Origin of the sequence: Nocardia sp. NPDC019219 (assembly GCF_040632645.1) — a bacterium.
In the GTDB taxonomy this organism is placed as follows: Bacteria; Actinomycetota; Actinomycetes; order Mycobacteriales; family Mycobacteriaceae; genus Nocardia; species Nocardia sputorum.
This window is the reverse complement of the sequence record NZ_JBEYCG010000011.1, coordinates 173,967-197,332: the sequence shown is the minus strand read 5'-3', so window position 1 is coordinate 197,332 and position 23,366 is coordinate 173,967. Positions and strand designations below refer to the sequence as shown.

Below are 23,366 nucleotides of genomic sequence, written 5' to 3'. Positions count from 1 at the left end.
AGAATGATGACCACTACCGAAATCGCCGACCTCCCGGCGGTCGAACGAACTGTGCGCAGCGGCGAATTCGACCTCGCCGTCTACGAATACGGCGACCCGGCCGCGGAAACCGTGGTGCTGGTGCACGGCTGGCCCGACACCCACCACCTCTGGGACGCGGTGGTGCCGAAGCTGGCCCAGCGCTTCCACGTCGTCGCCTACGACACCCGCGGGCACGGGCGCTCCACCCGCACCCGGCGCACCGCCGATTTCCGGCTCGATCGCTTGGCCGCGGACTTCTACGCCGTCGCCGAGGCGGTGAGCCCCGACCGGCCGGTGCACGTGCTCGCCCACGACTGGGGTTCGGTGCAGGTATGGGAAGCGGTGTGCGAGCCTCGCGCGGCCGACCGGATCGCGTCGTTCACCTCCGTCTCCGGGCCGAACCTGGACCACATCGGCAAGTGGTTTCGCAACCGGCTGGCCCGCCCGACACCGCGCAACGTGTGGCAGCCGTTCACCCAGTTGCTCTCGTCGGCCTACACCTTCTTCTTCATGACCCCCGGGCTGCCGCGCGCCACCTTCGGCCTGGTCGGGACCGAACGCTTCTGGCGGCGCGTCGTCTCCATCATGAACGAGACCGCGCCGTCGAACGTGCGCCTCGGTCCGACCTTCCGCGCCGACATCGTCGACGGACTGCTGATCTACCGCGCGAACATCGTGCAACGCATGCTCGCTCCGCGCGAGCGGCGCACCGAAGTGCCGGTGCAGCTGATCGTCGCCGGACGCGACGTCGCCGTGCGACCCGCGGGATTCGACGACGAACACAAGTGGACCGAGCGGTTGTGGCGGCGGGACGTGGCCGCCGGGCACTGGATGCCGTTCTCGCATCCGGAACTGCTGGCCACCGCGACCACCGAACTGATCGACACACTCGGCGGCGCGGCGGCGCCACGGACCCTGCGTCGCGCCGAAGTGGGCCGCACCGCGCGGCCGTTCGAAGACCAGCTGGTGGTCATCACCGGCGCGGGCAGCGGAATCGGCCGTGCGACCGCGCGCGCGCTGGCCCGTCGTGGCGCCGAGGTCGTCGTCTCCGACATCGATGTCGCGGCGGCGAAGCAGACCGCCGAGCTGATCGTCGCCGAATGCGGTGTCGCGCACGCCTATTCGCTCGATGTCGCCGACGAAGGCTCGATGCGGGCGCACGCCGCGACGGTGCTGCGAACCCACGGCGTGCCGGACATCCTGATCAACAACGCCGGGATCGGTCAGGCCGGCGGATTCTTCGAGACCTCGGCGGAGGAATTCGACCGGGTGCTGCGGATCAACCTCGGCGGCGTGGTGAACGGCTGTCGCGCGTTCGGCCCGGCCATGGCCGAACGCGGCCTCGGCGGGCACATCGTGAATCTCTCCAGCATGGCGGCCTACAGCCCGCAGCAGGGGTTCAGCGCCTATTCCACCAGCAAGTCGGCGGTGTTCATGTTCTCCGATTGTCTGCGAGCCGAAGTGGCCGGTCGCGGGATCTCGGTGCACACCATCTGCCCCGGCATCGTGCACACCGATATCGTGCGCCGCACCCGGTTCTCCGGTGTCAGCGCGGAGGAGGAGAAACGCAAGCAGGAGCGCTACGACAACCTCTACCGGATGCGGCGCTACGGCCCGGAGAAGGTGGCCGAGCGGATCGTGCGGGCCGTCGAGGGCAATCGCAGCATCGTGCCGGTGACACCGGAGGCCCACGTGCAGTATCACTTCGGGCGGCTCGCGCCGGGCGTCGTCCGATTCCTGGCTGCGCGGGTGAAACTGACCTGATCAGGAGGCGAGGGTGCGGGCGAGTTCGGCCTCGACGGCCTCGACTCGCTCGCGCTCGATGCCCCACGGGTGCTCGACGCCCACCCGGCGATCCAGATCCCACAGCACGCATTCCTCGCCCGGCGCGGCCACGAACGACCACGCCACCACGGTGCGGCCGAGTTGCTCGGCCATGGTCCCGTGCGCCGGGTTCGGCGGCCCGTCCCCTTCCGGAAAGTGGTGCAGGAAGCGGCCGTAGGCGGTGGCGCAGAAATCGGCGTAGCGCTTGGTGCAGAGGATGAACCCGTGCCATGCCTCGTCCACCGCGTGCGACGGCATGCCGATCACCCGATCGTCACGCATGGCGGCGCCGCAGCACAGCAACCACTGCCGCAAACCCGTGTCCACCAATTCCCGTGGCTGCCACGGACAGGTCTTGTAGACGGCTTCTGGCAGTTCCAACGCGTCGACGGCGGTGCGGACGGCCGTCAGGTCGATCTCGCGCGGCGGGGGTCGACGGAACCTGAAGTTCACCACAGTTCACTGTACGTGCGCGCCGATGTGCCGCTACCGTTCTGACATGAGCGCACTCATCCTTCTGTTCATCCTCTTGATGGTGCTGCTCCTCGTAGCGGTCCCGATCATCGTCGTGGTCGTGATCATCCGCTCGCAGCGAAACCGGTTCATGCCGCCGCCACCCTATGGGGGGTGGGGCGGCTACCGAAGCGGGGGATCCAACGAGGGGGGTTCCACAGATCCGTTCTGGGCGGCCGGCGGCGCCGGTTTGTTCGGCGGATTCGACCAGCCGCACGGCGGTGGCGGCGGGCATCACCACCACCATCACGACCATCATCACCACGGCAGTAGCTGCGGCGGCGGAAGCGGCAGCAGTTGCGGTGGCGGAAGCAGTTCCAGCTGTGGTGGCGGAAGCAGTTCCAGTTGCGGCGGGGGCAGCAGTTCCAGCTGTGGCGGGGGCAGCAGTTCCAGTTGCGGCGGCGGTTCCTGACCCAGGATTTGACCTCAACACGACTTGAGGTTTCATGCTGATCTTCGTCCGATACGGCAAGAAACGACGAAGGATGTGTCATGCGGGCTGTGCAAGCCAGTGAGTTCGGCGGACCGGAAGTGCTCGCGGTGCGCGAGCTACCGGATCCGGTGGCCGGACCGGGGGAGGTGGTCATCGATGTGGCCGCCGCGGACGTGATGTTCCTGGACACTCGGCTGCGGTCGGGCTGGGGAACCGATTTCTTCGCGATCGAGCTGCCCTACGTGCCCGGCGGCGCGGTCGCCGGGGTGGTGGCGTCGGTCGGGCCCGACGTCGATCCCGCCTGGGTGGGCAAGCGAGTGTCGACGCCCACCGCCGCCAGCGGCATCGGCGGGGGCTTGCCGATCGGCGGATACGCCGAGAAGGCGCTGGCCAAGGCGGACACGCTGGTGGCCTTGCCCGACGGGCTGACCGCGACGCAGGCCGTCGCGCTCACCCACGACGGCAGGACCGCGCTGGCCGTGTTCGACCGCGCCGCCGTCCAGCCGGGGGAGTGGGTCTTGATCACCGCAGCGGCCGGTGGGCTGGGCGTCCTGCTGATCCAGCTGGCCCGTGCGGCCGGCGCGAACGTCGTCGCGGCCGCGCGCGGCGCCCAGAAGCTGGAACTGGCCGAGCGGCTCGGCGCGACCGCGGTGGTCGACTACTCCGCGCCCGACTGGGCGGAGAAGGCGCGGGCGGCGACCGGGGGAGCGGGCGCGCACGTGGTGCTCGACGGCGCGGGCGGAGCGCTCGGAGAGGCCGCGCTCACGGTCGTCGCGGATGGTGGGCGTTTCCTCGGATACGGCGCTGCCGCAGGCGAATTCGCCGCCCTGGACCGGGAGGCCGCGGCGGCGCGCGGTGTCACCGTCTACGGGCTGTTCGACATCACCGGCGCGGACGTCGATTGGCAGGCGCTGGCCCGGCGCGCTCAGGAGGAGGTCGCCGCCGGGCGCTTGGAGGTCGTCGTCGGCCAGACCTTCCCGCTCCACGAAGCCGATCGGGCGCATGCCGCCATCGAGTCGCGGGCAGCGTTAGGGCGCACTTTGTTAACAGTGTGAATAAAGCGGCGAACTGGACAATTGACGTAGTGCGCGGTCCCGGCGACGGCGCTAGGGTGCCGGGGTGGAAACTCTGCTCGTCGTCGTTATCGTCATCGTGGTCCTCGGCTTCGTGGTCGCTGTCGTGCAGTTCGCCAGCCGCCCACCGAAGGAAGCCGAGCCATGGGACGACCATGACGGGGTCGAGGACTACGACGACTGGGACGAGGACTATCGCGAGGGCTGACCCTGCTCCGCCGGGGTCAGCACCACGACCGCGATGGGCCGCTTGGTCAGCTTCTGATAGGCGCTGTAGCGACCCTTGTTCACCTTGTCGACGAGCGCCCACCGCCGGGCGTATTCGGGATCGTCCGGCAGCGTCGCCCGGGCCCGCACCGTCAGTTTCCGCCGCCCGACCTGGATCTCGCACTCCGGTCGCGCCTTCAGGTTCGCCAGCCACCCCGGCGGCCGCGGCGACCCGCCGTTGGACGCCGTGACCAGATAGTTCGCGCCGTCGCGCGCGTAGGTCAGCGCCGAAGTCCGCTCCTTGCCGGACTTGCGCCCCACCGTCCGCAGCAGCAGCGTCGGATTCCCCAGCAGCAGCCGATGCCCCACCAGCCCACCGCTGTTCTCGTACACCCACTGATGCGCCTTCAGCACCTTCGTGAACAGACCGGCCATACCTGACCCTCCAGTAAGTTTCCGACCCACCCACCCTAGGCCATCCACTCCGACTGGTCCCCGACCCGCCGGACCCGGTAGCATCCCCAACGCCTGCGGTTCCCGCGGCACGGGGCGGTAGCTCAGTCGGTTAGAGCCGTGGACTCATAATCCATTGGTCGCGGGTTCGAGCCCCGCCCGCCCCACAAATAGCCTTTGACCAGCGGAAACGCTGAACGCGACAGCCGAGTTGGTTCAGAACAGCGCTCCGACAGCAATGTATTTCGCCGCTGAATCCGGACACGGGGCTGGATCTGGACGACATCCGAGAGCTTGCGGAGGACTTCGCGACGGGGCTGCGTCGTAAGGACCGGAGCAAGCAGACCATCGATGGTTACCTCACCCGAATTCGGTACTTCGCGGAACGCGAGCTGCCGACCACGGCGCCGGACATCACCCGCGCCCACATCGGCGGTTACATCGAGGACCTGCTCACGCGGCCCAATCGGCGCACCGGTGAGCCGTTGTCGCCGGAGTATGCACGCGGTCAGTACCGCTCGCTGCAACAGTTCTTCAAGTACCTCACGGCTGAAGAGATCATCGACACGAATCCGTTCGACAAGATGAGTCCGCCCACGGTCCCCGATCAGCAGGTGCCCGTGCCGAGCATGGACGCGGTGAAAGCTCTTCTCGCAGAGTGCGATGGCGCGATTCTGCCGACCGACGCGATAACGCCATCATCCGGTTGTTCGCCGATACCGGGATTCGGTGCGGCGAACTCGCCCCGCTCGAGGTGGACGCGCTCGACTTCAACGAGAACACCGTGCTGGTGATCGGCAAGGGCGGCCGAACGCGCACGTGTCCGTTCGGCGACAAGACCCGAACGGCGTTGCGGAGATACCTCCGAGTGCGTGCGAAGCATCTCGGCGCCAAGAACGACAATCCAGCTCTGTGGCTCGGTTACCGCGGAGTGATGACCGACTCCGGCATCCGCCAGATGCTCGAGCGTCGATGCGACGCGGCCGGCATCGAACGTCTCCATCCTCATCAGCTCCGCCACTTCTTCGCACATACCTGGCTCGACAGCGGCGGCCAGGAGCAAGACCTCATGATGCTCGCCGGATGGCGATCGCTTCAGATACTTGCACCATACGGTGCCGCGGTGGCCGACAGCCGTGCGAAGTCGGCGCATCGGCGGGCGCGACTGGGAGACAAGCTGTAGTGAAACCCGGACGGCGAACGCATCAGCTGTCTGCATTCGACACCATCAGTAAAGGCTGTACAGGCACTATGGAGTCCATGACCCTGTACCCGTAGCGGCCGAGCGGTGCCGATGGACCTTGTGTGTCCCGCTGCATCCATCCGCCACGGCTGCGGGAAAGTAGGTCGGAAAACTTGGTCCGATCGGCACCGAGCGCCGCGGCATCGTGGTCTGGTGATCTGGCCCGACGTGGCATCGGTATTGCCGCTGTTCGACCAGGTACGCGCGGCCGACGTGGACGCCGTCGTGGTGCCCGGCCCGGAACACCTCGGCCCGCTGGAGTTGAACCGGGTAATGGACGTGGCCGACGTGGAAACGGTGCTACCCCGCTTGTCGTTCGCGCGCTGGTCGGCAGTGCGGGCCGGGCGTTGATCGTGCTCGGGTTCGTGGTCGCGGTCGGCCTACCGCTGGCCGTGCTGGCCTGGGCGATCGCGTGGCCCGAATCGACGGCCCGCCAAGCCGAGGCCGAGCGAGAATTTCACGGCGGCAACGGCTGCCGGTTCGGCGCGGCTCACGAGATGGGGGACCACAAACTTTTGAGCTGGCTGTGGTTCCGCGTGCCCTTCGATCGGCTTCATTTCATGGCGTGCGTCCGCTCTGGGCCACTCCCTTTTTCTGAATCGAGAAGAAGGAGAACACCATGTAGATTCGCCACATCGCAACCACGGGACTTGCCGCGTTGGCTGTGGTCAGCGCCGGAGTTGCCATGTAAGCGCCCATGACTGCCGCTGATCCGGAAGGGTCTCGGTCGTGCACCTTCGCTATCCCCGAGCGCCGACCATGGGTTCAGACTGGACGCGGCGAACCTGCTGTCATCGGTGGTGGTTACGCGGATTGTGTGCCCGCACCGGAGTGGTTCCGGGTGGACTTGACCTTGGAGTTCAAGAAGGCTGGTAGCGACTGGGAGGTTCGCGGGGCGGAGAGTGATGAGCAGATTCCGAACCCACGGTTGAATATTGCGGCGTGGGCTCCATGTGAGTCCGGTGCGTGGCGGGTTGTTGCTAGGGGTCAGGTTGAAGGAGTACCGCGCGAACCGCGTCAGTTCACCGTCAAGACTCAGGCACACATTCTCAGTTGCTGAGTGAGGACAGACATGAGAGTTCGTCGAGACCCGATGGCGGTATATGAGCGGCTTCCGGTGTGGACATCGGACTGGCACCGGTTCCGGCGCCTGCTGCTCAGATTGCTGCCGCCTCCTCGTCCGCGTGGGGACATCGGTGTCAGCTACCCAGTGCGGCGGGAGCTTGGCGGCTGGACTGTCCGGCCTTCGCGGCTGGCGCCGATGCAGGTGGGTAACTCCGCCGCTACACTTCACGCGGTCCATCCCGCTGACCATGAGGACGCCGCAATAGACTGGGCATTGGAACGCATGGGCATGTGAATCGATCGGACAGCGGAAGCCCCCTCAGATTGGACGCTGAAGGAGGTTTCTGGCGTTCTACGGGGTGTTAGGGTTCAGTCCGCGCAGGCCCTACGGACGGTCTCCCGGTGGGTCAGCGGCTCGGCAGTATGTGGGCGAGAAATGCGGCTGTATCGTGGCGGGCGTGCGGCAAGAGTGTGAAGTGGTCGGCCGCGGGGTAGACAAGCAGGCGGCTGTCGGTGCCGCTTTGTTGGAGTTGTTGCTGGAGCAGGACGGTGGTCGGGATCGGTTGCACAGTGTCGGCTCCGCCCTGCAGAAGCAGCAGCGGCCGGTCGTAGCCGGTCGTGGGCGCGGCCATGTACTCGCGGAGTGCGGCGGTCAGGGCCGGATCGGACAGGGGTTTGGCGAACAGCTGACTGAAGGGACGACCGGTGAGGGCTTGTTCCGCTGACCTCAGGCAGTCTTCCCCGGACTCCGCGATGGCCACCACATGTTTGCCTCGTTCGCTCAGGTGGTCGGCGACGCCCAGCTCTGGATGCGCGTGGTCGAGGCCGGCCAGGATCATCAAGACCCTGAGCTGCAGTCCCGCGGGGAACGGCACAGCCAGGTCCGGTCCGGAGAGTGCGGAGATCAACTGCTCGTAGTTGCTCGTCGGAGCGAATGCGGCGGTGCCGCGCAGATCGAGTTCCGGTGCGTAGCTCGAAGACAACTGTGCCGCGTGCAACACCGCATGCCCGCCGATCGAATGTCCGGCCAGCGCATAGGAATCCGATAGGTCCGGCTCGATCAGGCGGCCGGCGCGGACGATATCGAGCACCGCGTGTCCTTCCGCGCGCCCGGAAAGATACTCGTAGCGCCCGGGCGCCCCGAGCCCGATGTAGTCGGTGGCCACTACGGCGTACCCCTGGGCTAGCAGGTCGGTCAGCTGCGGTGTTTCGTCGTGTGTATCCGCGATCCCGCCGAGGAGATTGGGTGCACACCCCTGTGCCATCCCGCTCGTGCCGTGCGCCCAGGACACCACCCGCCACCCGCCCGGCGGTGCGGCCCCGGCGGGCAGGTAGACGTTTCCGCCGCTGATTGCCGGCTCGCCGTCGCGGCCGGTGGTTCGATAGACGAGCCGATACCCCTCGCCCGCTGCGGGAATGAGTTCGGTCGCCTCCAGCGACCGGGACGACACGATGGTTCCGGGGCCGCTCGAAGCTACCGGGTCCGCCGCTGCCACTCCTGCGACCGGTACCGCGCATCCGGCGACCAGCAGCGCCGAAATCGCGCGTCGCAGGGCGATCCGCACGCCTGGACCGGTTGTCGTATTTCGCATAGAACGCCTCTCAGGTAATGGGTTGAACGAAAGGACGGTGCCGGGTATGGCCGCGTCGCCGACCGGCCGTATGGCCCCTCAACCGGCGGCCGGTGTCGGCACACCGCACTCGCGGGCATGAGCGACTACGCACGTCGGCCCGCTCGCCCGAACGGGAACGGTGCCGTTTCACGAACCGCCGTGAGCCCGCCAAATCGCCGACGGGTTCGGCGACTGAGGGGGGGCACGTCTGCTCGCCGGGCCGTGCCAGCAGGTGGGTACGGAGGTAACCGAGGATCTCGGCGCGGGCCGGCCGGGCCGCGGCAACCAGCCCGGGCATGGAAAGGAAGGCGTGCACCGCCTCCGGATAGTGCGTCAGCGTCGCGTCGACGCCCAGCCTGCCGCAAGCGGTCGGCGTAGGCCGGGGCCTGGTCCGCCGGCGGGTCCAGCCTGGCGGCTTGGATGAGCGCCGGGGCCGCCGCCGTGGAACGCGATGATCAAAGGCAGCGCCGAGTCTTCCCGTTCGGGCCGGTAGACCCGCACGTCCACGCGTCGTTGTGGGAGATCGAGTGTGTGCGTGGTGATGCGTGCGCGCTGATCAGGCTTGCCGGTGACCAGTCTGCCCAGTGCCGAGCGGCGCTTGTAGGCCTGAGCCTCACGTACCTCGATGATCTGTTCGGGGGTGATCGAATCCCAGTCCGGCTCGGTGGTCAGCGCGGACAGAATGCGAACTCGCAGTGGAACTTTGCCTCTCACGCCATCGATTCTCGATTCGGTGGGCACGTCCCGCGTCCGTCAGCGGTCGGCACTGTCTACGTCGATCCGCGTACGCAGATCGCAAACGTCTGCGTGGGAGGTCGTAGCCGCGCGGACGTCGACGAGGACCGAGCCGCGTGGCGGCTGTGCCGGACGAATGCGATCGCAGCCGCGGGCTGCCGCAGCTACTAGGGCTGGGTCAGCCCGGTCTGGGAGACCCGCGGGCCGGTGCTCCCCGCGCAGCGGCTCGACCGGCTACGCCGATCGGCGTAGCCGACCGCGAATGCCGGACGCACGCTGACGTATTCGATGCCTCCCGTCGCCGGAAGCGGCACCGGCCCGGCGGGCGCGACGATGGGCGGCATGAGAAAAGCCTGCACCGGTCTGGCGGCACTGCTGCTGCTCGCCGTTATCGGACAGTTCTATCTGGCGGCCGTCGGCGCGTTCGACGCCGCGTCCGCCGAGGAATCGTTCCGGCCGCATCGCACCCTCGCAAACCTGATCTTACTCCTGGCGCTCGTTCTCACCGTCACCATGGCCGTGGCCCGGATGCCGGGGCGGCTGATCGGGCTGGCGGGCCTGGTCACCGGGCAGGTTATCGGGCAGTCGGTGATCCGGGAAATCGCCCGGGCGTTCGGAACCGAATCGAGTACCGGCCCGGTCGTCTTCGGGCTGCACGCGATCAATGGGCTGCTGATCATGGGCGTGATCGCGATGATCGCGCGGGAATCACACCGGATTTCGAGGATGACTCCCGCAACGTCGGCAGCGCCCGCCCGGTCCTCGTCATGACCACGGCCACCTGGATCAACGTGGAGCACGCCGCCGCGCTGCTGGGTGTCATCACCTGGTTCGCGGCCGGCGCCGCCATGGCGGCGCGGCGGGCCGGGCTCGGGCTTGCGATGCTCACGGCGGCCCTGCTGGTGTTGGTGCTCGAGATTGCCTCCGTGGCGGTGCTGGCCAGCCGGGGGTGGTGGTTCGTCCAGGAGAAGGTACTGTTCGGGCTGCCGCTGCTTCTGCTGGCCGGACTGGTCGCCGCGATTGTCGCGGGACCACGGTTGCTGGCACAGGCCGCCGACGCCCGGCGGCACGAAACCGTCGATACCGCAGGCATTGTCACACTGCTCACGGCCGCGTATGCCGCGTCGGCGGGTTTCGCGGTGACCTTCCTCATCGGATACCCACTCACCCCCGGCATCGTGCTGATCGCGATCGCCTTGGTGCTCGCCGCGGCACTGCTGACCACTCGAGTGCTCGTCGCCGATCCGGTCATGGCAGCGGCGGCCGATCCGGATCGGCGAGGTGGCTCGCGCCGCCGCTTCCTAAGCGCCGCCGGCGGCGTGGTGGCGGCCGGTGCCGGGGTTGGTCTGTCGCTGCGGACTGCCGAGCCGATGACCACTGGAGGTGGTCGCGGTCCGGTTCCCCGCACAGCTGTATCGGTGACCGAGTTGCGGGGCGCGACCACACCCGCGCCCGGTGGCGTCCGGCGCGAATACGTCCTGGTCGCACGTAAAGCCGCTGTACGCTCAGCAGCCGGACGCGATGTCGACGCGTGGACTTTCAACGGCACGGTGCCCGGCCCGCCCATCACGGCCGTGGAGGGTGATCTGATCGAGGTCGAACTGATCAATCACGACATCGCCGGCGGGGTCACTCTGCACTGGCACGGCTACGACATCGCCTGCGGGGAGGACGGAGCGGCCGGTGTCACCCAGGACCCGGTGGCGCCGGGTGCGGACTTCGTCTATCGGTTCCGCGCCGATCAGGCCGGAACATACTGGTATCACACCCATTACGCATCACACATCGGTGTCCGCCGGGGACTCTTCGGCCCGATGATCGTGCAACCTCGCGTGCGATCCGATCCCGGGCAGCTGGATCTCACGCTGACCGTGCACACAGTGGATGGAGCCGCCACGATCGCGGGTGGGCACGAGCACTTCGCGTCGCCGGGCACCGCGGTCCGATTGCGGCTGATCAACGCCAGTTCCGATCCGCATCGCTTCGCGTTGGCGGGCACCTCGTTCCGTGTTGCCGCCGTCGACGGCCGCGACCTGACGCAGCCCGGCGAGATCAGCCGTATCGGGTTGCGCGCACCCGCGGGTGGGCGCTACGACCTCGTATTCGTCATGCCGGACGCAGCTGTGGCACTGGTGCTGGACGCCGACCGCGCCCACCCTCTGTGGTTGCGGCCCACCAGCGATCGGCACGACCGCGTGCCCGTCATCGCCGGAATCGAGAAATGGCCCGAACTCGATCTGCTGACCTACGGGACCCCGGTGCCGGTTCCGTTGCGCGGCGCTGCCACCGACCGGCACTTCACCCTGGTTCTCGACCGTGGGGTCGCCATGGTCGATGGAGTGCCGACCTATGCGCACACCGTCAACGGGCGCGGACATCCCTCGATTCCGGATCAACTCGTCGCCGAGGGCGACATCGTCGGTCTCACCGTGGTGAACCGGAGCCGCGAAACCCACCCCTGGCATCTGCACGGCCATGCGGTGCTGATCCTGTCGAGAGACAGGCAGCCCGCGACGGGCAGCCCGCTGTGGGTCGACACCTTCGATGTTCGCCCCGGAGAAGTCTGGGAAGTCGTGTTTCGAGCATCGAATCCGGGCATCTGGATGAATCACTGCCACAACCTGCCGCACGCACATCAGGGGATGATGCTGCACGTACGCTACGACGGTGTCACCACTCCGTTCGGCGGCATGCGGGACGCAGGCTCCCGACGCCACCATTGACGAGCGCACCGGCCCGCAGCCCTGGCGCGGCGAGGTCCTGCTGCGTCCCGGCGTGCTCGCCTTCAGCGGATCGATCGGCCCGACCGACACCCACGCCCACCACGCCGTCCAGGTGATAGTCGGGGCCGGCCCGATCACCGTTGCCGGCGACCACGCCGAGTGCACCGGTACCCACATGATCATCCCCGCCGATGCATCGCATCGCGTTCTGCGCGGCGCCCCCGCAGGTATCGCGGTGTTCCTCGATCCGGACAGCGGCGCCGGCCGTGCCGCCACGCACTGCGCCCACACCGCCGGCTGGTCCGGCGGGCCGGCGCTGTCCCCGCCCGATCAGGATGCGCCGCTGGCCGGGGCCGTCACCGAACTGATGGCAATCTTGGCACCGCACAGCACGGCCGTCTCCCACGCCGTCCGCCACCCGGCGGTGGCCTCCGCGCTGCACTGCCTGCCGGTCGTCGTCGCCTCCGGGACCATTCGCACCGCCGATCTCGCCGCTCGCGTCGGCATTTCGGCGAGCAGACTGACACATCTTTTCACCGCTCAGGTCGGGCTGCCGCTGCGCCGCTATGTGCTCTGGTTGCGGCTGATGATCGCACGGGACGCGGTGGCCGGCGGCGCGGACCTCACCACCGCCGCGCACGCCGCCGGGTTCGCCGACAGCGCCCACCTGACTCGTACCTGCCGGGAGACCTTCGGCCTGCCGCCCTCGGCGCTGAGCCGGAACATGTCCTGGCACAACGATTCGCGATAGCCGAATCGTTCAAGCCGGATGCGGTGTCGAGCCAGCACGCTCAACGTATGCACACGACCATACTGTTGGCGGCACAACGGATCACGCGGTATGCCTATGTACCGTTCATGCTGCTCGGGCTCAACGGGCTCGGTATCGCCCTCTCGGCTGCGGGCGCCCCGAAATACTGGCTTCTCGCGATCCTGGCCTCGGCGATCGCAGCCTCGTTCCTGGCCGAACGGATCATCCCGTACGAGCAGGGCTGGAACCACGACCTCGGCGACAGTCGCCGCGACCGCATCCACGCGATGGTCAACGAAACCCTGATCCTGATCAGCGTGGCCGCCATTCCGCTGCTGGCCGCGATCGTCCCGAGCGCGCGGATCTGGCCCGGTGAGCTGCCCTTCGCCGGACAGGTCCTCCTTGCCGTACTGATCGCCGACTTCGGCATCACCACGGTGCATCTGGCCAGTCACAAGATCGGGCTGCTGTGGCGATTCCACGCCGTGCACCACAGCGTCACCCGGTTCTACGGACTCAACGGCCTGATGAAACATCCCGTCCACCAGACCGTCGAGATGGCCGCCGGCGTCGCGCCGCTGATCCTGCTCGGCCTGCCCGTCGGCGTGGCCTCCGTCCTCGCCCTCGCCGTCGCGATCCAGCTGCTGCTACAGCACTCCAATGCCGACTACCGCGTCGGTCCCGCCGAATACGTCCTCGCGCTCAACGCGGGCCACCGCTTCCATCACCTCAAGTGGGCCGGTATCGGCGACGTGAACTTCGGGCTTTTCACCCTGCTCTGGGACCACCTCTACCGCACCTACTCCTACGATCCCGCCCGGCGCTTCACCTCCGAACAGCTCGGCATGGCGGCCGCACCCGATTACCCGGTTGACTACGCCCGCCAGCTGATCCACCCGTTCACCGCCGCGGGCGGCTGCGGGACGACCACCACGAACACATAGACGCGACGCTTCCGACTCCGGCGGCCGCGCAGAACGGGAGGTTCAGGGCGAGAACCGATTCCGCCAGTGTCGTCCTGCGGACACCTCCTGACTTGCCGATGCTCTTTGACCACGCCCAGCGTGCCGTGTCAGCTGTCTGGCAGCCAGCTGCCGGCGCCTGCTGCTCAGGTTGCTGCCGCCTCCTCGTCCGCGTGGGGACATCGGGGTCGGCTACCCAGTGCGGCGGGAGCATGGCGGCTGGACTGTCCGGCCTTCGCGTGGCGGGCGCCGATACAGGTGGGTAACTCCGCCGCCGCGCTTCACGCGGTCCATCCCGCTGACCATGAGGACGCCGCAATAGACTGGGCGTTGGAACGCATGGGCATGTGAATGGATCGGACACCGGGAACCCCCTCAGATTCGACGCTGAACGGGGTTTCTGGCGTTCCACGGGGGTTCGGGGTTTCGGGTTCGCCCACCCGCGGCGCTACGATCACACCGACGCTCTGAGAGGAAATGATGATCAAGTCGACGTCCTTCGCCGCTGTGCTGTCCGCGGCCGCTGCCGCTCTGCTCTTCCTGCCGGCCGCGCCCGCGCACGCCCAGTCCCTCCAATGCGCCAGGGCCATCGAGCTGATCAACGTCGCGATCGACACGAGCGGCGGCACCCTGGACGAGGCGACGGCGACAGCGCTGTCCGACAGGCTGAGCGGCCTGGCCGATCTGGCCCAGGGCGCGGAGCGGGATGCCATCACCGCTTACGCCGCCGCGCTGGTGGATGACAACGTTGCCGACCTCAACCCCTACACCGACGAGCTCAATCGCGTCTGCGCCTGACCGGCAACGCGCACACGGGCGCGAATGCTCCGAAACATGATGACTCGATCGTGCCGGGTGGCTGTGCCCGCCCGCGCGTCGGGGTGATCGGTGCCGGGGCCGCCTCGCGGACGCTTTCGGGCTCCGCGGGCGTCGCGGTCGTTGCGCTGCGGGGCAATGATCGACGTTGCACGCGTGAACGCGTGAAGTAGGTGATCGCTGGTGTCCGGGCGCCTGTGCGGATCCGCTGAATACATCCGATGAATAGCGGCCATGTGTCTCGGGCGCGGTGAGTGCTCGAACCGCATGCCATAGCCAATGGTTTGCCGCCTTGCCGGTAATCGTCTTGCCGGCATTCCCACCGTTGGAGCCAGTCGCCGCGACGGCGATGGGACACTCTGACGGGTGAACGAGCGACTCGCCACTGAGATGTCTGTCGGCACATGGGATTACGACGAGCGATTGCCGCGGCTCCCCATCCCGACATTGGAGGAGACCTGCGAGCGGTTTCTCGAGCGGTGTGCGCCGCTGCTGACCGACGCGGAATTCGCTGGCACGGCAGCCGACGTGGAGCAATTCCTCGCGCCGGACAGCCCGGCACGCAAGTGGCAGGCCGAAATCGAGCGATTCGATCGGACGCCGGGCGTCCACAGCTGGCTCGACGCATTCTGGCGGTCTCGCTATCTGGGCTATCGGGACAACATCGCTTTCAACGCGAATTCCTTCTTCCTTTTCCGGGACTCGGCGCAGGGGCAACTCGAACGCGCCGCCGAACTGATCGTGCGCGCCGCCGCGTACAAATCCGAACTCGACGCAGAAATGGTATCGCCCGTGCTGCTGCGCGGACGGCCACAGTCCATGCATCAGAACAGGTGTCTGTTCTCCACCACCAGGATCCCCGGCATCGAATCCGATACCGTGCGCTCCGTCTACAGTGCCGCGGAACCCGGCCCGTCGACGGCCCGGCATATCGTCGTCCTGTTCCGTCGCCATGCGTTCCGAATGGACATCTTCGCCGCTGACGGCACCCCGCACGGCATCGAGGACGTGATCGCCGGACTGGATGCGATCAGGGCAACCGATGCGGACGGGGAGTTCCCCGGCGCGCTGACCACAGCACCGCGCGCGGCATGGGCGAAGATGCGCCAGGTCCTGGTCGAGGATCCGGACAACGTCGCCGCGCTCGAGACGATCGAAACGGCACTGTTCTGCGTCGCGCTCGAGGACATCGCGCCGCGGGACGAACGCTCGGCTTGTGACCAGCTCATGCATGGGGACGGCGGAAACCGCTGGTACGACAAAGCGTTGACATTCATCGTGTTCGCCGATGGTCGCGCAGGCGTCAACATCGAGGAGTCCGGCCTGGACGGAACCACCGTGGCAGGTTTCTGCGACGCGATCCTGACCGGTACGACAGCCATCGCAGCGGGTAAGCCCGGCCGCGCGCCGGCGACGACTCCGATCGAATTCCGGCTCGACGAGGGCCTGCGGCAGGAGATCCGGCAAGCCTCGGCCGATTTCGCCGCGCAGGCGGGCGGCACCGCCACGGAGGTGGTGACGTTCGACGACTTCGGCGCGGACACCGCCAAACGTCTCGGAATCTCCCCGGACGCGTTGGTGCAGGTGGCTTACCAACTGGCCCATCAACGGTCCAGGGGACTGCTCGGCTCCACCTACGAATCCGTCGCCGTGCGGCATTACCGCCACGGCCGCACGGAGGCCCTCCGGACGGTCACCCCCGAAGTCGTTCGCTTCGTGGGATTGATGAACGACTCGACCGCCACATCCGGCGCTCGGGCCGAAGCGCTGCGTGCCGCGGTGCAGACCCATGTCGCGAACACCAGAGACTGTCAGGCGGGGCGCGCTCCGGAACGGCATCTGGCGGAGCTGTTGCGAATCCAGCGGCAGCGCGGTGACGCGCCGCACGCGCTCTACGAATCACCCGGCTGGCGGATCCTGCGGGACGACTATCTCAGCACCAGCGCCGTGTCGTCGGTGCATGTTCGATACTTCGGGTTCGGGCCCACGACCGACCGATGCATCGGGATCGGCTATATCGTGAAACCCGGCGGCTTCGACATGTTTCTCAGCGCACCCAGAATCATCGAAGCGGACATGCGCCTATTCGCGCAAGCGATGTCGGTCGTCATCCCGGAGTTGTGCGAGCTGCTCGAGACGACATCCGTCGCCTAGCATTCGCGTGTCCGTGCTGCCGAGTGAGCTCCGTGACCGAGCAACGCACAACAGCGCCGATCGCGCGCAGAAGTGAAGGTTCCACTCCGAGAGGTGAGTGGGAATGAGAGCCTATCGAGAGCTGCTGGCGAATCGGACGGTCCGGAACATGATTCTGTTGAGTCTGCTGTTCCGGACTGTTCTCAACTCCCAATCCCTCTTGCTGGTAATGCACGTGCGGCATACGTTGGGCCTTTCCTACGGCGCCGCGGGCCTCTTGAGCACGGTGGTCTACCTGTGTATGGCCGGCACCGAACTGCGGCGCGGCCCGCGGCTCGATCGATCGGGCTTGCGGGCCACCATGGCTCCGGCCATCCTGGTGAACGGAATTTGCTGGCTGATCGCGCCTTTCGCGCCGTTCCCGGTGTTGCTGTTGCTCGCTGCGCTGGCGGGATGGTTCGAGATACCGGTCATCAACGTCGCGAAACAGGCCATCACGATCGCCACGACCGAACAGGAGCGGCGACCGGCGCTCGCCGCGTACGAGGTCACCGCGGATGTGTCGCTTCTGGTCGGGCCGCCGCTGGCTGTCGCGGCACTGACTCTGTGGGACACGACGGCGGTGCTGCTCGTGGTTCGACTGGTGGCGGTGGGTTGCGGGGTCGTGTTGTTGCGGCAGGACCCGCCCCTGCGCACCGAGACGAGCGGAATGCCACGGCGTGCCCCGCGGCGACTCTGGTTGAAAACCGGGTTCGTGGCGCCGTGCCTCGGATACGCCGCAGCCGCTGCCGTCCTTTGTGCGGAGGAACTGAGTGTCATCACGGTGATGCACGATTTCGACGCCAAGAGTTCGATCGGTCTGATGCTGGCCATCGGCGCGGCCGGGGCGGTGGCCGGTGGGTACATCTACGGCGCGATCTCCCGACCCATCTCGCCGTATGTTCTGCTGGTCGGGCTCGGAGTCGGGGTGTTGCCTTGTACCTTCGCGCCCGGGCCGACCGAGCTGGGCATAGCCGTTTTCACCGTCGGCGCCCTGGCCGGTGCGGTATTCCCGGCAAGCGGTGATCGGATGAATGCCGTGGTGTCCGAGGATGCTCTTGGCGAGGCCCTCGGGTTTCATGCCAGCCTGATGTGGGTCGGCGTCGCTTTGGGAAGCATCGTGGCGAGTCAGTCCGTCGACTTCGCCGGTTCGTCAGGAGGCTTCCTGTCCTCGGCCGCGATCGGAATCGTCGCGGGAGTCGGGCTGGGCCGGATCGCGGCGCGTGCCGCCCCCACGCCCGGGGCGCCCGACGAAGTGAGTCGAGCACTCGTCGTCCGCGCGACGAAGCGGATACTGGACGCTGCCCTCGGCGACAACCTTTATGGTTCACTCGACGCCACGCCGGAGGGAAATGGCAACTCTGCGAAGACGGCGAACCCGCCGGTTCTCGAAAATCATGACCGAACGGAACTCTGGGCATTATCGTCCTCGAATTCCGAAGCCGCCGAGCCGGGGTGCATCGAAATGCGCCGCGTTTCGACACCGTGGACCAGGATTCCGCCGCCGCGTGCGCCCAAAGACTCGCCATGGAGCCGGCGCCCGGTGTGATTTCGCGAATTCACTTCCTGCTGTGGCCGACGAGCCATGCGTTCTAGTTGCAACTACCATCTGGAAGGTTTACCAACCGTGACTTCTATTCGTACGCGCTGTTCGAATCTTCTGAATCCGCTCGGGCACACCACCAGTACCACATACGAGAGACGTAGTCTCGATCGAGCGGTGAACCTGTCGGATGCCCATTGTCGTCAACCGCTGACAGGCTCGCAGATCGAGATCGTCGAGCGGTTCCCAGAGCTGTTCCACGAGGCGCGAAAGCAATCGCAGTCCGAGTTGGAACAGGCGTTCCTCAGCGCCTTCCTGACCCTGGCCGGTGAGCCGATGCACCAGGATGTCTCCAGGTATATGCTGTCGTACTCCGCGTCCTCCGCGATCACGATGGTGGTAAGCCACTGTGCTCGTGCGGGCAAACGAGTCGCGTTGATCGAGCCGGTTTTCGACAATATTTCGTCCATCTTGCGCCGCGAGAATGTCGAGCTCGTTCCGCTGACGGAGCAGGATTGCACGGTCGAACATCTGCCGGGGGCGATGGCCCGGCTCGAACCCGCCGTGGTCTGGCTGGTCTCCCCGAACAACCCCACCGGGTGGACGCTGTCCGAAGCCGAGTTCAGGACACTGGTTCGGTGTTGCGCCGACCGCGGTTGCACACTGGTTCTCGACTCGTCGTTTCGGTTCTTTTCCCCGGTGCCGATCGGTTGGTCCCAGTACGAGGTGCTGGAGGGATCCGGGGTCTCGTATATCGTGCTCGAAGACACCGGCAAAACGTGGCCCACCAGTGAAATCAAGGTCGGCTTGACGGTATGCAGTCCGGATATGTACAAAGACATGTACCGGCTGCACGACGATTTGTTACAGAGCGTCTCTCCTTTCCATCTGCGGGTGCTGACGGAATTCATCGAAGACAGCTCGAAGAACGGTGTCGAGCGTAGCGTCCTGCCTGTTGTGCTGCAGAACAGGTCGATCCTGCGGTCGATTCTGTCGGACGGACCGTTGGAATTCATCACCGACGTGCGATCACCGGTTTCGGTGGACTGGCTACTTCTCCCCGACGGGCTCGATTGCGGTGAATTCGTCCACGAGGCGATCCGGGAGGGCGTGCACGTGCTACCCGGAACGAACTTCTTCTGGAATGAGCCGGACCTCGGGCGAAATTTCGTTCGCGTCGCCTTGGCCCGCGACCCGCAGCTCGTGCGGGAGGGTGCGCGGTTGCTGCGCGACACCGCGATCCGTCTCGCCGCGAAGGACGCGCGACCATGAACACTGGATCGAGCCGTTATCGCGCCTTGCTCACCGGGGCCGATCCGACGCAGGCGGATATGGAATGGCTGCGGCAACACCGTCTCGAAGTCGACGTTCGTGGCACCGATCTATCCGAAAGCGAATTGGCGCGTGCGCTGGTGGGCAAGGATGCCTACATCCTCGGTGGTCTGGAACGGGCGACCGCCGCCGCGCTGTCCACTGCCGACGACCTCAAAGTCATAGCGTTCCTGGGTGTCGGGTATCACGCGTACATCGATACCGCTGCGGCGACTACGGCGGGAATCGCGGTGACCAACGCGCCTGGAGCCAACGCGCGTGCGGTCGCAGAATTCACCATCGGGCTCATGCTCGATGCCTGGCGCAGGATCACGGATCTGACGATGGAAACGAAAGCCGGTCGGTGGCGCGAGAGCAAGGGGCGCAACCTCCATGCGAAGACGTTGGGCATCGTCGGCATGGGGGACATCGGCACGATCGTCGCCCGGATAGCCGCCAACGGTTTCGGGATGCGGGTGGTCTACGTGAGCCGAACAGCGAAACCGGGCCTGGAACGCGAGATCGCCGCTCGCCGGGTCGAGCTGTCCGAGCTGGTTGCCGAGGCCGATGTCATCAGTCTGCACGCTTCATACGGCCCGCAGACGGAGCGGATAATCGGTGAACCGCAGCTTGCTGCCGTCAAGCCGGGCGCGATCCTGATCAACACTTCCGAAGCGAATCTCGTGGATCCGGCGTCGTTGCGCACCGCGCTGCTCGACGGTCGCCTCGCGGCAGCCGCCATGGACGGTTACTACATCGCTCCCGCGCCCTCCGCGCAGGACGATCCTTTCGGGCTGATGGCATTGAGCGACAACAAGTTTCTCGTCACCCCGTACGCGGCCGGTGCTACCGAAGAATCCTTCCGCGCGATGCTCGAGACCAATGTCGAGTCCATCGGGAATCTCCTTTCCACAGGCGAGGATCGACGAGTGGTCAACCCTGGCTTCCGTGACCATGCCCATTGGTTGCCAGTGCGTACCAGGACTCATGACGATGTCGAAGCAGTCGGCCGGAATTGAGGGCATCCGGCGAAGGGGCGAGGTGCCCGATCCCTCGGCCGGGTCTGCTCGCCGCGATGACACCTCGCGGACGACACCGGATCGGGGACGTCAGCGGCGTCGGTAATCGAGGCAGGCGCGTCCGTCGGTCGGCGGCGTGGTGGGTGTGACGGCTTCGGTGTACGCGCGCAACCCATCGGCCAGTCTTCCCGCCATGCTCTCCAGTTGCTCGGGGGCCAGGTGCTTTCCGAAGGCGGCGGCGTCGAGCAGCTGCCTGCGAACGGCGTTGATCTGCATCTGAGCGAACTGGGCGGGCTCGAGTTCCGGCATGCTCCGGCACCCTACCTCGAGTCGAACACATTTTCGATGTAGGCGCGATCGGGAGCCCGGGCGCCGTGTCAGCGACGTGTCAGCCCGGTGTCAGACCGGTATCAGCCCGGTTGGCGACAGTGCTCCTGTGAACAACACAGCAATTGCAGCTTCCGGGCTGCGGAAGGCATACGGGGACAAGGCGATCCTCGATGGCATTGATTTGAATATCGGTGCCGGGACGATTTTCGCTTTGCTCGGTCCGAATGGGGCGGGTAAGACGACGACGGTGAACGTGCTGACCACGCTGCTGAAGGTGGATGGCGGCACGGCACGTGTCGCGGGGCACGATATCGCGACCGAAGCCGACGCGGTACGCGCGGCGATCGGGGTCACCGGTCAGTTCGCGGCGGTGGACGACCTGCTGACGGGGGAAGAGAACCTGAGGCTGATGGCGGATCTGCATCATCTGCGGGCCGACGAGAGCAAGCGGGTGATCGCCGAATTGCTGGAACGGTTCGATCTGGTCGACTCGGCGCGGAAGCAGGCGTCGTCCTATTCCGGGGGCATGCGCCGGAAATTGGACCTGGCGATGACACTGGTCACCAAACCGGAGATCGTTTTCCTGGACGAGCCGACCACCGGACTGGATCCGCGCAGCCGCCGCACCATGTGGGAAATCGTCCGGGAACTGACGGCCGGCGGGGTGACGATCTTCCTCACCACCCAGTACCTCGAGGAAGCCGACCAGCTGGCCGACCGGATCGCGGTGCTCGACCAGGGCCGCATCGTGGGCGAAGGCGCTCCCGACGACCTCAAGCGCCGAGTGCCCGGCAGCCACATCCGGCTCCGGTTCGTCACCGTCACGGAACTGGACGCGGCGGCGCGCATTCTGCCCGCCGCCACCCGCGACGACGAGGCCCTGACCTTGCGGGTCCCGGGCGACGGCGGGACGAAATCGCTGCGGGACCTGCTGAATCGGCTCGCCGAGCACTCGGTGGACGCCGACGAGGTGTCCGTCCACACACCTGACCTCGACGATGTCTTCTTCGCCCTGACCGGTCACGCCACCACGGAGGCTGTCGCATCATGAGCACCATTTCCGCACCGCTGGCCGATTCGTCGATCATGCTGCGGCGCAACTTCAAGCACATCGCCCGGACGCCGGTCACGATCTTCAACGCGGCGCTGATGCCGGTCGTGATGATGCTGATCTTCGTGTACGTCTTCGGCAACGCGTTCGATGTGGGCGAGCGGTACATCGATTACGCCACGCCGGGCATGATCCTGCTGGCCATCAGCTACGGGTTGTCGGGCACCGCGGTATCGGTGAGCTCCGACATGGCGAAGGGCGTCATCAACCGGTTCAAGGTCATGAGCGTCTCCCGGGGCGCGGTACTGACCGGCCACGTCGCGGCCACCGTACTGACCAACGTGGTGGCCGTCGCGGCCGTGCTCGGTGTGGCCTTCGCGCTGGGGTTCCGGTCGCCCGCGACCGCGCTCGACTGGCTCGGCGCGATCGGCGTCATAGCGGCGACCTCGTTCGCGGCCGCCTGGCTCACGGTCGCGCTGGGCATGGCCGCGAAGACCCCGGAATCCGCGGGTATGACCGTGGTGCCGCTGATCATGCTGCCGTTCGTGAGCAGTGCGATCGTGCCCGCCGACCAGATGGGTCCGGGCATCCGGCAATTCGCGCAGTATCAGCCCTTCACGCCGATCATCGAAGCCTTGCGTGGGTTTCTCGGTGGCCACCCGTCCGGCGGCTACACGGCCGCCGCGCTCGCCTGGTGCGCCGGATTCGCCCTGGTCGGATACCTGTGGTCGAGAGCCACCTTCGACAAGCGCGTGTAGTTACGCGATCACCCCGTATCGAAACCATTTCCGAAGGAGACAGCCATGCCCACGTTCGAGACACCGGACCCGATCGCCGTCACCGTCGACGTGCTCTCCGGCAGCGTCACCGTGATCGCCTCGGACCGTAGCGACACCGTCGTCGAGGTCCGGCCGGCCGATGCGTCCAAGAAGGGCGACGTGCGCGCCGCCGAGCAAACCCAGGTCGATTTCGGCGCGGGCGCGCTGACCGTGAAAACGCCGAAGGACTGGCGCACCTACACCCCGTTCGGCGGCAACCCGTCGATCGAGGTGACCATCGAGGTGCCCACCGGCTCGCGGCTGAAGGGCACCGCCGCCGTGGGCCGGTTGCTGGGCGCGGGCGAACTCGGCGAGTGCGATCTGCAGATGTCCGCCGGGGACATCGCCGTGGAGCGCCCGCGCGGCTCGGTGACCGCGAAAACCGCCAAAGGCGACATCCACATCGGCGAAGCGTCACGCGGCGTGCTCCGGCTGGAGACATCCATGGGCGAACTGCGGGTCGGAATCAGCCAGGGCAGCGCGGCATGGCTGGAGACCAACGCCCAGCACGGCACCGTGCAGAACGAGATGCAACCGGTCGGACGATCGGCGGACACCGAGGACGTCGTGCGGGTCTACGCGCGAAACTCCTACGGCAACATCATCATTCGGCACGCCACCGCCGCCTAGCCCACCCAGCCGCTCCACACGCCCTACGGCGGCGCGACACCAGGTCGGCGCCCTATACCA

Annotated in this window: 24 protein-coding genes and 1 tRNA gene; 19 read left to right on the top strand and 6 right to left on the bottom strand. The window is 66.9% G+C overall.

The genetic code is table 11. From position 1 onward, the window contains the following. Positions 1-6: 6 nt before the first annotated feature. A complete protein-coding gene (locus tag ABZ552_RS21410) occupies positions 7-1,785 on the top strand; it encodes an SDR family oxidoreductase (protein ID WP_357439216.1) in 1,779 nt (592 codons plus the stop codon). Here ABZ552_RS21410 and ABZ552_RS21405 read toward each other — a convergent pair whose 3' ends face one another. Further along, positions 1,786-2,298: a hypothetical protein gene (locus ABZ552_RS21405; RefSeq protein WP_281916953.1), complete on the bottom strand. Its 513-nt coding sequence runs from the start codon at positions 2,296-2,298 to the stop codon at positions 1,786-1,788. Between the two features lie 46 nt (positions 2,299-2,344). Between ABZ552_RS21405 and ABZ552_RS21400 the strand changes: the two genes are divergently transcribed. The 3 genes from ABZ552_RS21400 (at position 2,345) to ABZ552_RS21390 (ending at position 4,072) form a co-directional block, all read left to right on the top strand. Further along, positions 2,345-2,770, top strand: a complete 426-nt coding sequence (locus ABZ552_RS21400) for a hypothetical protein (RefSeq protein ID WP_281874806.1) — start codon at positions 2,345-2,347, stop codon at positions 2,768-2,770. 80 nt (positions 2,771-2,850) lie between these two features. After that, complete coding sequence (locus tag ABZ552_RS21395) at positions 2,851-3,846, top strand: zinc-binding dehydrogenase (protein ID WP_281874805.1); 996 nt, start codon at positions 2,851-2,853, stop codon at positions 3,844-3,846. 64 nt (positions 3,847-3,910) lie between these two features. Next, positions 3,911-4,072 carry a hypothetical protein gene (locus ABZ552_RS21390; RefSeq protein ID WP_357439211.1) on the top strand — a complete coding sequence of 54 codons (162 nt, stop codon included), beginning with the start codon at positions 3,911-3,913 and terminating at the stop codon, positions 4,070-4,072. Here ABZ552_RS21390 and ABZ552_RS21385 read toward each other — a convergent pair. After that, complete coding sequence (locus ABZ552_RS21385) at positions 4,057-4,506, bottom strand: nitroreductase/quinone reductase family protein (RefSeq protein ID WP_357439209.1); 450 nt, start codon at positions 4,504-4,506, stop codon at positions 4,057-4,059. The genes ABZ552_RS21390 and ABZ552_RS21385 overlap by 16 nt on opposite strands. A 111-nt stretch (positions 4,507-4,617) precedes the next feature. On the opposite strand from ABZ552_RS21385, the gene ABZ552_RS21380 reads away from it, so the two are divergent. The 3 genes from ABZ552_RS21380 (at position 4,618) to ABZ552_RS21370 (ending at position 6,118) form a co-directional block, all read left to right on the top strand. After that, positions 4,618-4,691 (top strand) — tRNA-Ile (locus tag ABZ552_RS21380). A gap of 491 nt (positions 4,692-5,182) precedes the next feature. Further along, a complete protein-coding gene (locus ABZ552_RS21375; RefSeq protein WP_281874802.1) occupies positions 5,183-5,707 on the top strand; it encodes a tyrosine-type recombinase/integrase in 525 nt (174 codons plus the stop codon). 213 nt (positions 5,708-5,920) lie between these two features. Continuing rightward, entirely contained in the window at positions 5,921-6,118 is a 198-nt protein-coding gene (locus tag ABZ552_RS21370; RefSeq protein ID WP_281874801.1) for a hypothetical protein, read from the top strand. A gap of 1,121 nt (positions 6,119-7,239) precedes the next feature. Here ABZ552_RS21370 and ABZ552_RS21365 read toward each other — a convergent pair. From ABZ552_RS21365 to ABZ552_RS21355, 3 genes are all read right to left on the bottom strand, one after another. Further along, positions 7,240-8,283 (bottom strand): alpha/beta fold hydrolase, encoded by a 1,044-nt coding sequence (locus ABZ552_RS21365; protein ID WP_357439205.1) that lies wholly within the window; start codon positions 8,281-8,283, stop codon positions 7,240-7,242. A 495-nt stretch (positions 8,284-8,778) separates the two neighbouring features. After that, positions 8,779-9,159 (bottom strand): hypothetical protein, encoded by a 381-nt coding sequence (locus tag ABZ552_RS21360; RefSeq protein WP_357439203.1) that lies wholly within the window; start codon positions 9,157-9,159, stop codon positions 8,779-8,781. Between the two features lie 188 nt (positions 9,160-9,347). Then, complete coding sequence (locus ABZ552_RS21355) at positions 9,348-9,524, bottom strand: hypothetical protein (protein ID WP_281916959.1); 177 nt, start codon at positions 9,522-9,524, stop codon at positions 9,348-9,350. Between ABZ552_RS21355 and ABZ552_RS21350 the strand changes: the two genes are divergently transcribed. The 9 genes from ABZ552_RS21350 (at position 9,523) to ABZ552_RS21310 (ending at position 20,477) form a co-directional block, all read left to right on the top strand. Continuing rightward, positions 9,523-9,951 (top strand): DUF6220 domain-containing protein, encoded by a 429-nt coding sequence (locus ABZ552_RS21350; RefSeq protein WP_357439200.1) that lies wholly within the window; start codon positions 9,523-9,525, stop codon positions 9,949-9,951. The two genes, ABZ552_RS21355 and ABZ552_RS21350, sit on opposite strands and share 2 nt — an antisense overlap. Beyond that, a complete protein-coding gene (locus ABZ552_RS21345; protein WP_357439197.1) occupies positions 9,948-11,903 on the top strand; it encodes a multicopper oxidase family protein in 1,956 nt (651 codons plus the stop codon). The genes ABZ552_RS21350 and ABZ552_RS21345 overlap by 4 nt, the downstream gene beginning before the upstream one ends. Next, on the top strand, positions 11,848-12,654 hold the full coding sequence (locus tag ABZ552_RS21340) for a helix-turn-helix domain-containing protein (protein ID WP_281874796.1): 807 nt from the start codon (positions 11,848-11,850) through the stop codon (positions 12,652-12,654). Before ABZ552_RS21345 ends, ABZ552_RS21340 begins: the two co-directional genes overlap by 56 nt. A gap of 47 nt (positions 12,655-12,701) precedes the next feature. Then, positions 12,702-13,598 (top strand): sterol desaturase family protein, encoded by an 897-nt coding sequence (locus tag ABZ552_RS21335; protein ID WP_281874795.1) that lies wholly within the window; start codon positions 12,702-12,704, stop codon positions 13,596-13,598. A gap of 498 nt (positions 13,599-14,096) precedes the next feature. Further along, a complete protein-coding gene (locus ABZ552_RS21330) occupies positions 14,097-14,414 on the top strand; it encodes a hypothetical protein (protein ID WP_281874793.1) in 318 nt (105 codons plus the stop codon). A 384-nt stretch (positions 14,415-14,798) separates the two neighbouring features. After that, positions 14,799-16,586 carry a choline/carnitine O-acyltransferase gene (locus ABZ552_RS21325; RefSeq protein WP_357439192.1) on the top strand — a complete coding sequence of 596 codons (1,788 nt, stop codon included), beginning with the start codon at positions 14,799-14,801 and terminating at the stop codon, positions 16,584-16,586. Between the two features lie 148 nt (positions 16,587-16,734). Continuing rightward, positions 16,735-18,153 (top strand): MFS transporter, encoded by a 1,419-nt coding sequence (locus ABZ552_RS21320; RefSeq protein ID WP_281916965.1) that lies wholly within the window; start codon positions 16,735-16,737, stop codon positions 18,151-18,153. A gap of 171 nt (positions 18,154-18,324) precedes the next feature. Beyond that, positions 18,325-19,419 (top strand): pyridoxal phosphate-dependent aminotransferase, encoded by a 1,095-nt coding sequence (locus ABZ552_RS21315; RefSeq protein ID WP_281916966.1) that lies wholly within the window; start codon positions 18,325-18,327, stop codon positions 19,417-19,419. Further along, entirely contained in the window at positions 19,416-20,477 is a 1,062-nt protein-coding gene (locus ABZ552_RS21310; protein WP_281916967.1) for a D-isomer specific 2-hydroxyacid dehydrogenase family protein, read from the top strand. The genes ABZ552_RS21315 and ABZ552_RS21310 overlap by 4 nt, the downstream gene beginning before the upstream one ends. Before the next feature lie 90 nt (positions 20,478-20,567). Here the strand turns inward: ABZ552_RS21310 and ABZ552_RS21305 are convergent, their stop codons facing one another. Next, the gene (locus ABZ552_RS21305) at positions 20,568-20,786 is read right to left on the bottom strand and encodes a DUF6374 family protein (RefSeq protein ID WP_281916968.1); all 219 of its coding nucleotides are present in this window, start codon (positions 20,784-20,786) and stop codon (positions 20,568-20,570) included. Between the two features lie 127 nt (positions 20,787-20,913). On the opposite strand from ABZ552_RS21305, the gene ABZ552_RS21300 reads away from it, so the two are divergent. From ABZ552_RS21300 to ABZ552_RS21290, 3 genes are read left to right on the top strand one after another with little or no spacing between them, the layout of a single operon-like run. Next, positions 20,914-21,858 carry an ATP-binding cassette domain-containing protein gene (locus tag ABZ552_RS21300; RefSeq protein ID WP_357439187.1) on the top strand — a complete coding sequence of 315 codons (945 nt, stop codon included), beginning with the start codon at positions 20,914-20,916 and terminating at the stop codon, positions 21,856-21,858. Beyond that, a complete protein-coding gene (locus ABZ552_RS21295) occupies positions 21,855-22,616 on the top strand; it encodes an ABC transporter permease (protein WP_281874788.1) in 762 nt (253 codons plus the stop codon). Before ABZ552_RS21300 ends, ABZ552_RS21295 begins: the two co-directional genes overlap by 4 nt. A gap of 45 nt (positions 22,617-22,661) precedes the next feature. Beyond that, positions 22,662-23,306 (top strand): DUF4097 family beta strand repeat-containing protein, encoded by a 645-nt coding sequence (locus ABZ552_RS21290; RefSeq protein WP_281874786.1) that lies wholly within the window; start codon positions 22,662-22,664, stop codon positions 23,304-23,306. The last annotated feature ends 60 nt before the right edge of the window (positions 23,307-23,366 follow it).

Bases quoted from the DNA above. Each gene is read 5' to 3' on its own strand.
- ABZ552_RS21410 (WP_357439216.1), top strand. From the start codon at position 7: ATGACCACTACCGAAATCGCCGACCTCCCGGCGGTCGAACGAACTGTG.
- ABZ552_RS21400 (WP_281874806.1), top strand. From the start codon at position 2,345: ATGAGCGCACTCATCCTTCTGTTCATCCTCTTGATGGTGCTGCTCCTC.
- ABZ552_RS21395 (WP_281874805.1), top strand. From the start codon at position 2,851: ATGCGGGCTGTGCAAGCCAGTGAGTTCGGCGGACCGGAAGTGCTCGCG.
- ABZ552_RS21385 (WP_357439209.1), bottom strand. From the start codon at position 4,506: ATGGCCGGTCTGTTCACGAAGGTGCTGAAGGCGCATCAGTGGGTGTAC.
- ABZ552_RS21350 (WP_357439200.1), top strand. From the start codon at position 9,523: ATGAGAAAAGCCTGCACCGGTCTGGCGGCACTGCTGCTGCTCGCCGTT.
- ABZ552_RS21355 (WP_281916959.1), bottom strand. From the start codon at position 9,524: ATGCCGCCCATCGTCGCGCCCGCCGGGCCGGTGCCGCTTCCGGCGACG.
- ABZ552_RS21345 (WP_357439197.1), top strand. From the start codon at position 9,948: ATGACCACGGCCACCTGGATCAACGTGGAGCACGCCGCCGCGCTGCTG.
- ABZ552_RS21335 (WP_281874795.1), top strand. From the start codon at position 12,702: ATGCACACGACCATACTGTTGGCGGCACAACGGATCACGCGGTATGCC.
- ABZ552_RS21330 (WP_281874793.1), top strand. From the start codon at position 14,097: ATGATCAAGTCGACGTCCTTCGCCGCTGTGCTGTCCGCGGCCGCTGCC.
- ABZ552_RS21320 (WP_281916965.1), top strand. From the start codon at position 16,735: ATGATTCTGTTGAGTCTGCTGTTCCGGACTGTTCTCAACTCCCAATCC.
- ABZ552_RS21310 (WP_281916967.1), top strand. From the start codon at position 19,416: ATGAACACTGGATCGAGCCGTTATCGCGCCTTGCTCACCGGGGCCGAT.
- ABZ552_RS21305 (WP_281916968.1), bottom strand. From the start codon at position 20,786: ATGCCGGAACTCGAGCCCGCCCAGTTCGCTCAGATGCAGATCAACGCC.
- ABZ552_RS21295 (WP_281874788.1), top strand. From the start codon at position 21,855: ATGAGCACCATTTCCGCACCGCTGGCCGATTCGTCGATCATGCTGCGG.
- ABZ552_RS21290 (WP_281874786.1), top strand. From the start codon at position 22,662: ATGCCCACGTTCGAGACACCGGACCCGATCGCCGTCACCGTCGACGTG.